Raw genomic sequence first — 12,886 nt, forward strand, 5'->3', positions numbered from 1 at the left:
GGACCGGCGCCGCTGCGTGTGCCGACTCCGCCGGCGGTCTCAGTCGGAAAAGGCCCGGGCAAACCCGGCGAGATTGCGCGGGCAGGCCCATATCTCCCGCGTCATCAGGCGCTCGTACCAGTTCTCCGAGTCCTCGTCGGGCCAGTTCTCCTCATCGGCCAGGGCCGCTTCATGGGCGGCGTCCCGCTCCGGATGGGCCAGCATCTCCAGGACGTACCGGAAGTTGTCCAGCTCGGCATCGAGCGGCATGTCGTCACAGGGATGCGCTTCATGGGCACAGGGGGTCTCCCCAAGAGCACGTTCGACCACGCCCATTGCCTCCAGCACGCGGGTCTCGGCCGCCGCGTCCGGGCGGGCGTAGACCACGTAAGGGCCTGTCAGCACCAGCCCGAGCGTCCACAGGGGGGTCTCCGGTCCGCCGGCCGCCACACTCACCTCGAGGTTCCTTGCGCATTCCACTACCGCGCGCTGCGCATCGCCGAGGTAGTAGCCGTGCCGGATCTCGTCCCACTCCTCGATCAGGCCGTCCCACTCGGCGGGGGTGGTGGGTGCCGGAACAGGGGGCAACTCGTCGTCGTACCGGTCTTCGATCGTGTCTGTATGGGCCACGATCAGAGGATGCCATGTACGTCTGACGCCCCCTGGCCTCGTCAGCAGCCCGACTTGCCGGCGTAGATCGCCAGTGCCGTGTTCGAGCCCACAGTGGCGGTGAACTGCCCGCTGGAGTTCACCGTCACCGTCGTGTTGTTCTGCACATTGCAGTACGTGCCGGCCGCCAGCGAGGTCTGATACGTGCGGGTCAGCGACGAGGACTCGTGGTTGATCGCCACAAACCCCTTGCTGCCCCGCCCGAAGGCGATCGCGTTGTTGCCGTTGTCCCACCAGTTGGATACGGCCTGGCCCCGTGTCGCGTTGCGGAAGGCGACCATGGACTTGATCTCCGGCCAGGCGTGCTGGCACTTCCAGCCGTCCTGCCAGCAGGCGTTGACCGTGCCGCCGTCCGGCGGGCCCGCGTCCGCGTCCGACCACTCGTAGCCGGAGTTGATGTCCGGGGCGCCGTAGGGGTAGGCGAGCATGAAGACGTTGGCCAGGGTGTAGTTGGCGCCGTCCTTGTAGTTCAGGGTCGAGCCGTTGCGTTCCGTGTCGTGGTTGTCCACGAAGACGCCTGCCACCGAACTCTTCAGGTAGCCCCAGCCCTCGCCGTAGTTGCTCAGGTACGCCAGCTTCTCGTTGGTGAAGACGCGCTTGAGGTCGTAGGCGTAGCGGAACTCCTGGACGTCACCGTTGCCGGTGTATTCGGAGGGCTGGACGGCCTCGTTCGCGCCGTAGATGACCTCCTGCTTCCAGTAGACGGAGGGGTTGGTCAGGCGGCTCTTGATGTTGGCCAGGTCGTCGGCCGGGATGTGCTTGGCCGCGTCGATGCGGAAGCCGTCCACGCCCAGGGAGAGCAGGTCGTTCATGTAGCCCGCGATCGTCTTGCGGACGTACTCCTCGCCGGTGTCCAGGTCGGCCAGGCCGACCAGTTCGCAGTGCTGGACGTTCCAGCGGTCGGCGTAGTTCGTCACCTGGCTCGTGCAGTCGTCGAGGTCGGAGGAGGAGTACAGGCCGGGGTAGTTGTACTTCGTGTACGACGAGCCGCCGGTACCCGTGCCCGATCCGGCCGCCATGTGGTTGACGACGGTGTCGACCACGATCTTCAGGCCGGCCGCGTGGCAGGTGTTGACCATGTTCTGGAACGACGTGCGGTCACCGAGGCGGCCCGCGATCTTGTACGACACCGGCTGGTACGACGTCCACCACTGCGAGCCCTGTATGTGCTCGGCGGGCGGGGAGACCTGGACGTATCCGTAGCCGGCGGGGCCGAGGGCGGTGGTGCACTCGCGGGCCACCGAGGCGTAGTTCCACTCGAACAGGACGGCGGTGACGTCCTTGGTGCCGGGCGGGGAGGCCTGGGCTTCCGTCGGGTACATGCCAATCGCTGCTGCGGTCGCGAGGGTGAGTGCCGTGGGGAGGGTTCTGCGTGCCATGTGGGGGTCCTTCGTCCTTGAAGGCGCTTGCTGCAACATTTCAGCAAACTTGCGGTGACGCAGATGTTAAAGGCCCGCTGTCCGAAAGACAGCGGGCCGTTGTGAAGTTTATGCAAGAACTTTCAGACGGGCCGTCAGGCCACGGTCGTCCACCACACCGTCGTGTCGGCCGGCACCTTCGTCTCGCCGTCCGCCTCGGTCAGCTCACCGCTGGTGAGCAGGACGCGGCCGTAGGACGGGGTCGTCACGGACTCGCCGGTCGTGTTCGCCACGCACACGAACTCGCCGCGGCGGAAGGCCAGGACGCCCTCGGGGGCACGGAGCCACTCCACCGCGTCGCCGGCGCCCAGGTCCGGCTGCGAGCGGCGCACGCTCAGCGCCGCGCGGTACAGCTCCAGCGTCGAGCCCGGTACGCCGCTCTGCGCCTCCACGCTCAGCTCGGCCCAGCTCGACGGCTGGGGCAGCCAGCTGCCGCCGCTGCCGAAACCGTACGAGGAGCCCTCGCGGGTCCACGGGATCGGCACCCGGCAGCCGTCGCGGAAGCCGTCCTGGCCGGCGCCCCGGAAGTACGCGGGGTCCTGGCGCACCTCGTCGGGGAGGTCCACGACGTCCGGCAGGCCCAACTCCTCGCCCTGGTAGATGTACGCCGAGCCGGGGAGCGCGAGCATCAGCAAGGTCGCCGCCCGTGCCCGGCGCAGGCCCAGTGCGCGGTCGCCGGCCGTGCGGATCTGGGTGCCGAGGCCGGGCGGGTTGGCGAAGCGCGTCGCGTGCCGGGTGACGTCGTGGTTGGAGAGGACCCAGGTGGCGGGGGCGCCGACCGGGCGCATCACCTCCAGGGTGCGGTCGATGACCGTACGCAGTTCGTCCGCGTCCCACTCCGTGCCCAGGTACTGGAAGTTGAAGGCCTGGTGGAGTTCGTCCGGGCGGACGTAGTTCGCGGTGCGCTCGACGGTCGGGGTCCAGGCCTCCGCGACGAAGATGCGCTCGCCCGCGTACTCGTCGAGGATCGTGCGCCACTGGCGGTAGATGGCGTGCACGCCGTCCTGGTCGAAGAACGGCATGACATCGTTGCCCAGCAGCTTCAGCTGCTCGTGGGAGCCGAGGTCCGGGAGTCCCTCCGCCTTCACCAGTCCGTGGGCGACGTCGATACGGAAGCCGTCGACGCCCATGTCCAGCCAGAAGCGCAGGATCGAGCGGAACTCGTCGCCGACGGCCGGGTGTTCCCAGTTGAAGTCGGGCTGCTCGGGGGCGAAGAGGTGCAGGTACCACTCGCCGTCCTCGACCCTGGTCCAGGCCGGGCCGCCGAAGATGGACTCCCAGTCGTTCGGGGGGAGTTCGCCGTTCTCGCCCTTGCCCGGGCGGAAGTGGTAGCGCTCCCGCAGGGGCGAGCCGGGGCCTTCGGCGAGGGCGCGCCTGAACCACTCGTGCTGGTCGGAGGAGTGGTTGGGGACCAGGTCGACGATGATGCGCAGGCCCAGGTCATGGGCGTCGCGGATGAGCGCGTCGGCGTCGAGCAGGTTGCCGAACATGGGGTCGACGGCGCGGTAGTCGGCGACGTCGTAGCCGGCGTCGGCCTGCGGGGAGGCGTAGAAGGGGCTGAGCCATACGGCGTCCACGCCGAGGTCGCGCAGGTACGGGAGTCTGGAGCGTACGCCTTCCAGGTCGCCCATGCCGTCGCCGTTGCTGTCGGCGAAGCTGCGCGGATAGACCTGGTAGATGACCGCGTCCCGCCACCAGTCGCGGTGCTTGGCGACGGTGGCGACGGCGGAGTGGTCGGCCGGGGCTGCAGGATGCTGCTGGCTCATGGCTTCCTTGATGCGTAACGGGGTTCGGGTCATGGGTGTCTGGGTACGGCGGCGGGTGTGCAAGGCGGCCGCGGTGCCAGCGGGGTCGGATGGGCACCGCGGCCGCCTACCCGCGCGGACAGGCGCGCGGGAGCCCTTGTGCGGAAAGGGGACTCAGCCCTTCGTGCCGCCTGCGGTGAGGCCGGTGACGAGGTTCTTCTGCACGAGGTAGAAGAACACGGACACGGGTATCGCGATCAGCACCGCGGTGGCGGCCATGTAGTTCCACTGCGCGTCGTGCTGGCTGACGAAGGTCTGCAGACCGACGGCGAAGGTGTACTTCGAGTCGTCCAGCATGAAGGTGGTCGCGAACGCGACCTCGCTGACGGCGGTGATGAAGTTGTAGAAGCCGGCGACGGCCAGCCCTGGGCGGGCCAGCGGCAGGATCAGCCGGAAGAAGGTCCCGAAGGGGCTCAGCCCGTCCACGCGCCCGGCCTCGTCGATCTCGAAGGGGATGGTGTCGAAGTATCCCTTGAGCAGCCAGGCGCTGTAGGGCACGGCCGTGGTGCAGTTGATGATGATCAGCGACCAGTAGGTGTCGATGAGACCGAGTTCGCTGAAGATCTCGTACATGGGCACGATCAGGATGGCGATCGGGAAGGCCTGGGTGAGCAGGAGGACCCACATCAGCGACTTGTAGCCGGGAAAGCGCATGCGCGAGACGGCATAGCCGGTGGTGGCCGCGACGAACACGCCGATGAAGGTGGTGCCGAGAGCCACGATCATCGTCGACTTGAACCAGTCGAAGAAGCCGGTGTGCTGCAGCACGAAGCTGTAGTTGGAGAAGGTGAGCTTGCCCAGGATCTTGCCCGGGTGCAGGTAGTCGTCCTTGTCCGGGCCGAGGGACAGGAAGATCAGCCAGGCCACCGGGGCCAGCGCGATCAGGCTCGCGAGGGCGAGGCCGCCGTGCAGCAGGGCGGCGCCGAGCGGGCCACGCTCGCCGCGCCGGCGGGTGCGGCGCGGGGGCTCGGCGGTGGGGGCGGGCCCGGCCTCGGTCTTCTCAAGGGTCGTGGTGCTCATGGCAGCGGCTCCTGCGGCGTCAGACGGCGAGCTGGTCATTGCGCTTCAGCCAGCGGAAGTAGAAGGAGGTGAAGACAGTGAGGATCGACAGCAGCAGCACGCCGTACGCGGCGGACTGGGCGAAGTCGCGCGGCTGCTGTCCGAAGCCCAGGTAGTAGGCCCAGGTGACGAGGATCTGGGCGTCGGGCGCGCCGGTGGGGCCGAACAGCAGGAAGATGATGGCGAACTGGTTGAAGGTCCAGATGATGCCGAGGAGTACGACGGTGGAGCTGACCGAGCGCAGGCCGGGCAGGGTGACGTGCCGGAACTGCTGCCAGGCGCTGGCGCCGTCCATCTCGGCGGCCTCGTAGAGCGTGGAGTCGATGGACTGCAGGCCGCCGAGCAGGGAGAGCATCATGAACGGCACACCGCACCAGGTGTTGACCATGATCGCGGCGAATCGCTGCCAGAAGGTGTCCTCCAGCCACTGCGGCTGGGGCAGGTGGAGCGAGCCGAGGAACTGGTTGAGCGCGCCGGAGTCGGAGAGCATGATCCGCCAGGAGAAGACGGTCACGAAGGTCGGCACGGCCCAGGGCAGGACCAGCAGCAGCCGGTAGAAGGTGCGGCCGCGCAGCTTCTGGTTGAGCATGAGCGCGAGGCCGAGACCGATGGTGTAGTGCAGGGCCACGCAGGCGACGGTCCAGAAGACGGTCCACAGGAAGTGCGACCAGAACCGGTCGTACGACAGCGGGCCGAACAGGATGTCCTTGTAGTTGTCGATCCCGATGAACTTGTACGTGGCGTCGATGTGGTTGACGCCGATGGTGCGGGCCGAGTTGAGGCTGTTGGCATCGGTCAGGGTCAGGTAGATGCCGCGTACCAGCGGATAGCCCACGATGGCGCCCAGCACGACGACGACCGGCGCGATCATCGCGTAGGCGTACCAGTACTTCTGCATTCCGTTCTTGATGCGCTGGCCCAGGCCGGGCCGCGGCGCGCGGTCACCGCGGCGGTTGCCGGTCGCGCGGTCGATGGCGACTGTCATGTTCGACACCTTCGGGAGATCAGGGGGCGGGCCTGGGCACAGGCGGGTGGCCGTCGGATCCTTCCCCCCCTCGGAGAGAATCCGACGGCCACGTGGGCGTCACTTGCTGAAGTCGGGCACCAGCTTGGCGATGGCCACCTCGGCGTTGCTCAGGCCCTTGTCGAGGGACTCCTTGCCACCGGCGACCTTGGGCAGCTCGATGTCCAGCGGGCCCCACAGGGAGCTGTACTCGGGCAGGGCCGGGCGGGGCTGGGCTGCGGCCAGGACGCCCTGGTAGCCGGCGATGCCGGGGTCGGCCTTGACCTGGGCGGTGTAGGCGTCGGAGCGGGTGGGCAGGGTGGAGTTCTTCAGGGCGATGGTCTCCTGGGACTTCGCCGAGGTCATGAACTGCACGAACTTCAGCGCCGCGGCCTGGTGGGCCTTGTCGGAGCCGGCGTAGACCGAGAGGTTGTGGCCGCCGGTCGGGGCGCCCGCCTTGCCGGCGGAGCCGGCCGGGACGGTGGCGATGCCGAGGTTGGACTTGTCCTTGAAGGCCGAGCCCTTGTAGAAGTTCGTGATCTCCCAGGGGCCCTGGATGATCGCGGCGACCTTGCCGGTGACGAACGCGTCCTGGATGTGGGCGTAGGCGTCGGCGGTGGTGTCGGCCTTGTGCAGGCCCTTGCCGGAGAACGTGCTCAGCCAGGTGCCGTAGGCCTTCTTGGCGGCGGCCGAGTTCACGGTGATCTTCTTGGCGGTGGCGTCGACGGTGTCGGTGCCCTCGCCGTAGAGGAAGGTCTGGGCGTAGTAGGCCTGGGTGGAGCCCCAGTAGCCGTCGGCGCCGGTCTTGGCCTTGACCTTGGCGGCATCCGACTTCAGCTCGTCCCAGGTCTTGGGGGCCTCGGTGATGCCGGCCTTCTTGAAGAGGGCCTTGTTGTAGACCAGGGCGAGGGTGTCGGTGACGAACGGCACGCCGTAGGTCTTGCCCTCGTACTGGGCCTGCTTGATCAGGTTCGGCTGGAACTTGGCCTGGTCGGCGAGGGCGTCGGTGCCGTCCAGCGGCAGGAAGTAGCTCTTCTTCGCGAAGGCGGGGGTCCAGCCGACCTCGGAGCGCAGCACGTCCGGGGCACCCTTGGAGCCGGCCGCGGTGTCGAACTTGTTCTGCGCCTGGTCGAAGGGGACGTTGACGTACTTGACCTTGATGTTCTTGTTGGCGGCCTCGAACTGCTTGATCAGGGCCTGGTACGTCGGTGCCTCATTGGTGGCGTTGGACGTGTCCCACCAGGTGACGGTGACCGGGCCGTCCGACTTGCTGTCGCTGTCGCTCCCGCCGCACGCCGTCGCCGCCAGGGCGAGGGACGCCACCAGCGCGGAGGCCGCTATGCCACGCCGCATGAGTTCTCCTTGAGGGTTAAGCCCGAGTGGTGCCGACTGCGCCGTTGCGGCGGCCGGGCGACTCGGAACGTAACAGCGATGTAAGCGCCGCGAAAGACCTTGCAGAAAAAAAGTGCAAGGAAACACGACGGTTACCCCGTCGTGACCTGTGCACAAGTCGCCGCCGCCCGGTTCTGGCGCCGCTCAGCGGGTAGCGACACACTTGTGCAAGACTCTGCAAGCTCTTGCCGATCGAGGCCCCACACAGAAGGACGAGGAGCGCGATGACGCAGCAATCCGCGGCAGGCCGGTCGGCCGCCCGCGCACGACGTCCCGTCGGTGTGCAAGGCGCGGTGCGGCCGGTACAGTCCGGTGCCGTGACCACACGGCTTGCGGACATCGCTGCGCAGGCGGGGGTGAGCGAAGCGACCGTCAGCCGCGTCCTCAACGGGAAGCCGGGCGTCGCCGCCACCACCCGCCAGTCCGTGCTGGCCGCGCTGGACGTGCTCGGCTACGAGCGTCCGGTGCGGCTGCGGCAGCGCAGCGAGGGTCTGGTGGGCCTGATCACCCCGGAGCTGGAGAACCCGATATTCCCGGCGCTGGCCCAGGTCATCGGCCAGGCGCTGACCCGGCAGGGCTACACCCCGGTGCTCGCCACCCAGACCCCGGGCGGGTCGACGGAGGACGAGCTGACCGAGATGCTGGTGGACCGCGGGGTGGCGGGGATCATCTACGTCTCCGGGCTGCACGCCGACACCACCGCCGACATGCAGCGCTATGAGCGGCTGCGGGCGCAGGGCGTGCCGTTCGTGCTGGTGGACGGGTTCTCGCCGAAGGTGCAGGCGCCGTTCATCTCCCCCGACGACCGCGCCGCGATGACGCTGGCGGTGACCCACCTCGCGTCGCTGGGCCACACCCGGATCGGTCTGGCGCTCGGCCCGAAGCGGTTCGTGCCGGTACAGCGCAAGATCGAGGGCTTCGTGCGCGCGATGCAGGACCAGCTGGGACTGAGCGCCGGGACGGTCGGGACGGAGCTCGTCCAGCACTCGCTGTACACCCTGGAGGGCGGTCAGGCGGCCGCGACCGCGCTGATCGAGCGGAACTGCACGGCGGTGGTGTGCGCGAGCGACATGATGGCGCTCGGTGCCATACGGGCGGCCCGGCAGCTGGGCCTGGACGTGCCCCGGGACATGTCCGTGGTGGGCTTCGACGACTCCCCGCTGATCGCCTTCACCGACCCGCCGCTGACCACCGTCCGCAAGCCGGTCCCGGCGATGGGCCAGGCTGCGGTGCGCACGCTGCTGGAGGAGATCGGCGGGACGCCCGCGCCGCACAGCGAGTTCGTGTTCATGCCGGAGCTGGTGGTGCGCGGTTCAACCGCTTCGGCCCCGCATGACCGAAGTGACCGTAATCGCGGGTGATCAGCAGCAATCAGGGGTGTACGCGCAAGTCCTCCGTATGTCGTAGAACATGCACGGCGGACCCAACCTTGGGATGATCTGGCGAGGAAGCCTTTTCTGGCAGACTCTGTGCCTATGAGTGACTCGACCGTGACAGAGCAGGAAGGTCGCGAGGAAGTGGCCGTTCCGCAGGCCGTCACGGGCGAGGACAGACAGGGTGTGCTGCGCCGCCCGCGCAGGCCCCGGCTGTGGTTCGAGATCCTGCTGATCGCGGTGAGTTACTGGACCTACTCGCTGATCCGCAACGCCGTCCCGGAGCAGAAGGCCGAGGCGCTGCGCAACGCCGACTGGGTCTGGCGCGTCGAGCACCAGCTGGGCATCGCAGTCGAGGAGTCGGTCAATCATGCCGTGAACTCGGCGACTTGGCTGATCATCGGCATGAACTACTACTACGCCACCCTGCACTTCGTCATCACGCTGGGTGTCCTGGTGTGGCTGTACCACTGGCATCCCGGCCGCTACGCGGCGACCCGGCTGGTGCTGTTCGCGACCACGGGCGTGGCCCTGGTCGGCTACTACCTGTTCCCGCTCGCCCCACCCCGGCTCATGAACGGCGGGCACTTCGTGGACACGGTCATGGTCCACCACACCTGGGGCTCGATGGCCTCGGGCGATCTGAAGCACATGTCGAACCAGTACGCGGCGATGCCGTCGATGCACATCGGCTGGTCGCTGTGGTGCGGGCTGACGATCTTCGCGCTGGCGTCGGTGCCGTGGGTGCGGGTGCTGGGACTGCTCTACCCGGCGGGGACCCTGCTGGTGATCGTTGCCACGGCCAACCACTTCTGGCTGGACGCGGTCGGCGGGGTCCTGTGCCTGACCTTCGGTTTCACCGTGGCCCGGCTCTGGTTCGGCAGCCTGCCGTACACCCTGCCGAGGCCGGCCCCGGACCCGGCCGCCGCGCCGGCTCAGGTCCCGGCCGCGTAGAACAGCTCCTGCACGACCGAGCGCGCCCTGCGGGTCGTACGACGGTAGGCGTCCAGCATGTCCCCGGCGTGCCCGGAGCCGTAGCCCAGGTAGCGGCCGACGGCGGCCAGCTCGCGGGGCTCGGTGGGGAAGGTGTCCCCGGCCCGTCCACGCACCAGCATGACCGCGTTGCGGACCCGGCTGGCCAGCACCCAGGCCTCGTCCAGCACCGCCGTGTCCTCGGCGGACAGCAGCCCGGCCTCATGGGCGGCGGCCAGGGCCGCGCGGGTGCGGGTGGTGCGCAGGCCGGGCTCGCGCCAGCCGTGGCGCAGCTGGAGCAGCTGGACGGTCCACTCGACGTCGGAGAGACCGCCCGGGCCGAGCTTGGTGTGCAGCCTCGGGTCGGCGCCGCGCGGCAGGCGCTCGGACTCCATCCGGGCCTTCAGCCGGCGGATCTCCCGGACCGCCTCGTCGCCCAGGCCGCGGTCCGGGTAGCGCAGCGGGTCGATCAGCTCGGTGAACCGGCGGGCCAGGTCCTCGTCCCCGGCGACCGGCTCGGCCCGCAGCAGCGCCTGCGACTCCCATACGAGCGACCAGCGGCGGTAGTAGGCCTCGTACGACTTCAGGGTGCGCACCAGCGGTCCCGACTTGCCCTCGGGGCGCAGGTCGGCGTCGATCAGCAGCGGCGGGTCGGCGCTGGGCAGCTGCAGCAGGCGGCGCATCTCGGCGACGACCTTGTTCGCGGCCTGAGCCGCCTCCTGCTCGGCCACGCCGTCCCGGGGCTCGTGCACGAACAGCACGTCGGCGTCGGAGCCGTAGCCCAGTTCGTGGCCGCCGAAACGGCCCATCCCGATAATCGCGAACCGGGTGGGCAGGGTGTCGCCCCAGCCGCCCCGTACGACGGCCCGCAGGGTGCCCGCCAGGGTCGCGGCCGTCAGGTCGGACACCGCGGCTCCGACCCGGTCCACCAGAGCGCCCTGGTCGGGCTCGGCGGGGCTGGTCTCGGTGCCGTACGACGAGACGATGTCCCCGGCGGCCGTCCGGAACAGCTCGCGGCGGCGGACGCCACGGGCCGCGGTGACGCCCTGCTCGGCGTTCTCGGCGCGGCCCACGGCGGCCAGGATCTCCTGCTCCAGCGGGGCGCGGTCGCGCGGCTCCAAACCGCCTCCGCCGTCGCCGTCGCCGAGCAGGGCCACCGCCTCGGGGGCGCGCATGAGCAGGTCCGGGGCGAGACGGCCCGCCGACAGGACCCGGGCCAGGTTCTCGGCCGCCGCGCCCTCGTCCCTGAGCAGCCTGAGATACCAGGGGGTCTTGCCGAGGGCGTCGGAGACCTTGCGGAAGTTGAGCAGGCCCGCGTCCGGGTCGGCGGAGTCCGCGAACCAGCCGAGGAGGACGGGCAGGAGGGTGCGCTGGATGGCCGCCTTGCGGGTCACGCCGGAGGCGAGAGCCTCCAGGTGGCGCAGGGCGGCGGCCGGGTCGGCGTAGCCGAGGGCGACCAGGCGTTCCCGGGCCGCCTCGGCGCTCAGCCTCGCTTCGCCGGGGGCGAGCTGGGCGACCGCGTCGAGCAGCGGGCGGTAGAAGAGCTTCTCGTGCAGCCGTCGTACGACGCCGGTGTGCCGCTTCCACTCGCGCTGGAGCTCGGCCACCGGGTCGGTGCGCAGGCCCAGGGACCGGCCCAGGCGCCGCAGGTCGGGCTCGGCCTCGGGGACGAGGTGGGTGCGGCGCAGCCGGTAGAGCTGGATGCGGTGCTCCATCGAGCGCAGGAAGCGGTAGGCCTCGTCGAGGCGGGCGGCGTCCTCGCGGCCCACGTAACCGCCGGTGGCGAGGGCGTGGAGGGCGTCGAGGGTGGTGCCGCTGCGCAGGGCGGGGTCGGTGCGGCCGTGCACCAACTGGAGGAGTTGGACCGCGAACTCGACGTCCCTGAGACCGCCCGGGCCGAGTTTGAGTTCGCGTTCGATCTCGGCCGCGGGGATGTTCTCCACGACCCTGCGGCGCATCTTCTGGACGTCGGCGACGAAGTTCTCGCGCTCGGCCGCCTTCCAGACGAGGGGTTCCAGCGCGTCGACGTAGGCCCGGCCCAGCTCGGCGTCCCCGGCGACCGGGCGGGCCTTGAGCAGGGCCTGGAACTCCCAGGTCTTGGCCCAGCGCTGGTAGTAGGCGAGGTGGCTGCTGAGGGTGCGGACGAGGGGGCCGTTGCGGCCCTCGGGGCGGAGGTTGGCGTCGACCGGCCAGATCGAGCCCTCGATCGTCGTCTCCGAGCAGATCCGCATCATGTGCGAGGCGAGCTTGGTGGCGGATCTGAGGGCCTTGCCCTCGTCGGCGCCGTCGGCCGCCTCCGCCACGAAGATCACGTCCACGTCGGAGACGTAGTTCAGCTCGTGGCCGCCGCACTTGCCCATCGCGATCACCGCGAGGCGGCAGGCTGCGGCGTCCCCGGGGGCGGCGGCGCCTGCCAGGGCCAGGGCGGCGCGCAGCGTGGCGGTGGCGAGGTCGGCCAGTTCGGCGGCGGTCTCGGCGAGGTCGGTGGTGCCGCACACGTCACGCGCCGCTATCGACAGCAGGCAGCGGCGGTAGGCCACACGCAGGGAGATGGGGTCGGTGGCCGCGGCCAGGCCGCGCTCGAACTCCTCCACGCCGGGGTGGAGGTCCCGGGGCTCGTAGGTGACCAGGGCCTGCCAGTCGCTCGGGTGGCGGGCGAGGTGGTCGGCGAGGGCGGCCGAGGCGCCGAGGACGCCCAGGAGGCGGTCGCGCAGGGGCTTGGCCGCTGTCAGGGTGTCCAGCAGCTCGCGGTGGGCGGTAGGCCCGGGCTGGGCCTCCAGAAGCCGGACCAGGCCGTGCAGGGCCAGGTCGGGGTCGGCCGTGGCGCCCAGGGCCTCCAGAAGGACCGGGTCGTCGCGGACCGGGGACAGCTCAGCGCTGTCCAGGAGGCGCTCGGCTGCGGAAGGGGCGGTGAAGCCGTGCCGCAGCAGCCGCGTGAAGGTACTGCTCCTGCGCCCCGGCGTCATCCGCGGCCTCCCCTGGGGTCTCGGTCGTCCTGGCCAGAGCCTAACCGGAGAGGGCGGCTGGGGCTCTGGGGCGGTTGGGGGGCGGGTGCGTGGTGGGAATGCCTGCAGCCGCCCGTGCAGGTGCTTGTGGCTTGGGGCGTGCCTGTTCGGGTGTTGTGGGGCGGGTGCGTGGTGGGCGCAGTTCGGGGGGCCGGTGCGTGGTGGGCGCAGTTCGGGGGACGGGTGCGTGGTGGGCACAGTTCGGGGGACG

At 69.9% G+C, this 12,886-nt stretch carries 9 protein-coding genes; 2 read left to right on the forward strand and 7 right to left on the reverse strand.

Translation table 11 applies throughout. The annotated features are described in order from the left end of the window. Positions 1–39: 39 nt before the first annotated feature. From AQI88_RS06180 to AQI88_RS06205, 6 genes are all read right to left on the reverse strand, one after another. A complete protein-coding gene (locus AQI88_RS06180) occupies positions 40–609 on the reverse strand; it encodes a hypothetical protein (protein WP_066993081.1) in 570 nt (189 codons plus the stop codon). 41 nt (positions 610–650) lie between these two features. Beyond that, positions 651–2,027 carry an alpha-amylase gene (locus tag AQI88_RS06185; protein WP_208615723.1) on the reverse strand — a complete coding sequence of 459 codons (1,377 nt, stop codon included), beginning with the start codon at positions 2,025–2,027 and terminating at the stop codon, positions 651–653. A 134-nt stretch (positions 2,028–2,161) separates the two neighbouring features. After that, the gene (locus AQI88_RS06190; RefSeq protein ID WP_066993084.1) at positions 2,162–3,832 is read right to left on the reverse strand and encodes a glycoside hydrolase family 13 protein; all 1,671 of its coding nucleotides are present in this window, start codon (positions 3,830–3,832) and stop codon (positions 2,162–2,164) included. A 153-nt stretch (positions 3,833–3,985) separates the two neighbouring features. Then, entirely contained in the window at positions 3,986–4,891 is a 906-nt protein-coding gene (locus tag AQI88_RS06195) for a sugar ABC transporter permease (protein WP_066993087.1), read from the reverse strand. Between the two features lie 19 nt (positions 4,892–4,910). Then, a complete protein-coding gene (locus AQI88_RS06200) occupies positions 4,911–5,915 on the reverse strand; it encodes a carbohydrate ABC transporter permease (RefSeq protein ID WP_066993090.1) in 1,005 nt (334 codons plus the stop codon). A gap of 99 nt (positions 5,916–6,014) precedes the next feature. Continuing rightward, positions 6,015–7,286, reverse strand: a complete 1,272-nt coding sequence (locus tag AQI88_RS06205; protein WP_066993093.1) for an extracellular solute-binding protein — start codon at positions 7,284–7,286, stop codon at positions 6,015–6,017. A 356-nt stretch (positions 7,287–7,642) separates the two neighbouring features. On the opposite strand from AQI88_RS06205, the gene AQI88_RS06210 reads away from it, so the two are divergent. Further along, positions 7,643–8,686 (forward strand): LacI family DNA-binding transcriptional regulator, encoded by a 1,044-nt coding sequence (locus AQI88_RS06210; RefSeq protein WP_066993729.1) that lies wholly within the window; start codon positions 7,643–7,645, stop codon positions 8,684–8,686. 114 nt (positions 8,687–8,800) lie between these two features. Then, positions 8,801–9,652 carry a phosphatase PAP2 family protein gene (locus tag AQI88_RS06215; RefSeq protein ID WP_208615724.1) on the forward strand — a complete coding sequence of 284 codons (852 nt, stop codon included), beginning with the start codon at positions 8,801–8,803 and terminating at the stop codon, positions 9,650–9,652. Here AQI88_RS06215 and AQI88_RS06220 read toward each other — a convergent pair. After that, complete coding sequence (locus tag AQI88_RS06220) at positions 9,634–12,636, reverse strand: bifunctional [glutamine synthetase] adenylyltransferase/[glutamine synthetase]-adenylyl-L-tyrosine phosphorylase (RefSeq protein WP_066993103.1); 3,003 nt, start codon at positions 12,634–12,636, stop codon at positions 9,634–9,636. The genes AQI88_RS06215 and AQI88_RS06220 overlap by 19 nt on opposite strands. Positions 12,637–12,886: the final 250 nt, after the last annotated feature.

This window comes from Streptomyces cellostaticus, from assembly GCF_001513965.1.
Classification (GTDB): Bacteria; Actinomycetota; Actinomycetes; order Streptomycetales; family Streptomycetaceae; genus Streptomyces; species Streptomyces cellostaticus.

Bases quoted from the DNA above. Each gene is read 5' to 3' on its own strand.
- AQI88_RS06185 (WP_208615723.1), bottom strand. From the start codon at position 2,027: ATGGCACGCAGAACCCTCCCCACGGCACTCACCCTCGCGACCGCAGCA.
- AQI88_RS06190 (WP_066993084.1), bottom strand. From the start codon at position 3,832: ATGAGCCAGCAGCATCCTGCAGCCCCGGCCGACCACTCCGCCGTCGCC.
- AQI88_RS06195 (WP_066993087.1), bottom strand. From the start codon at position 4,891: ATGAGCACCACGACCCTTGAGAAGACCGAGGCCGGGCCCGCCCCCACC.
- AQI88_RS06200 (WP_066993090.1), bottom strand. From the start codon at position 5,915: ATGACAGTCGCCATCGACCGCGCGACCGGCAACCGCCGCGGTGACCGC.
- AQI88_RS06205 (WP_066993093.1), bottom strand. From the start codon at position 7,286: ATGCGGCGTGGCATAGCGGCCTCCGCGCTGGTGGCGTCCCTCGCCCTG.
- AQI88_RS06215 (WP_208615724.1), top strand. From the start codon at position 8,801: ATGAGTGACTCGACCGTGACAGAGCAGGAAGGTCGCGAGGAAGTGGCC.
- AQI88_RS06220 (WP_066993103.1), bottom strand. From the start codon at position 12,636: ATGACGCCGGGGCGCAGGAGCAGTACCTTCACGCGGCTGCTGCGGCAC.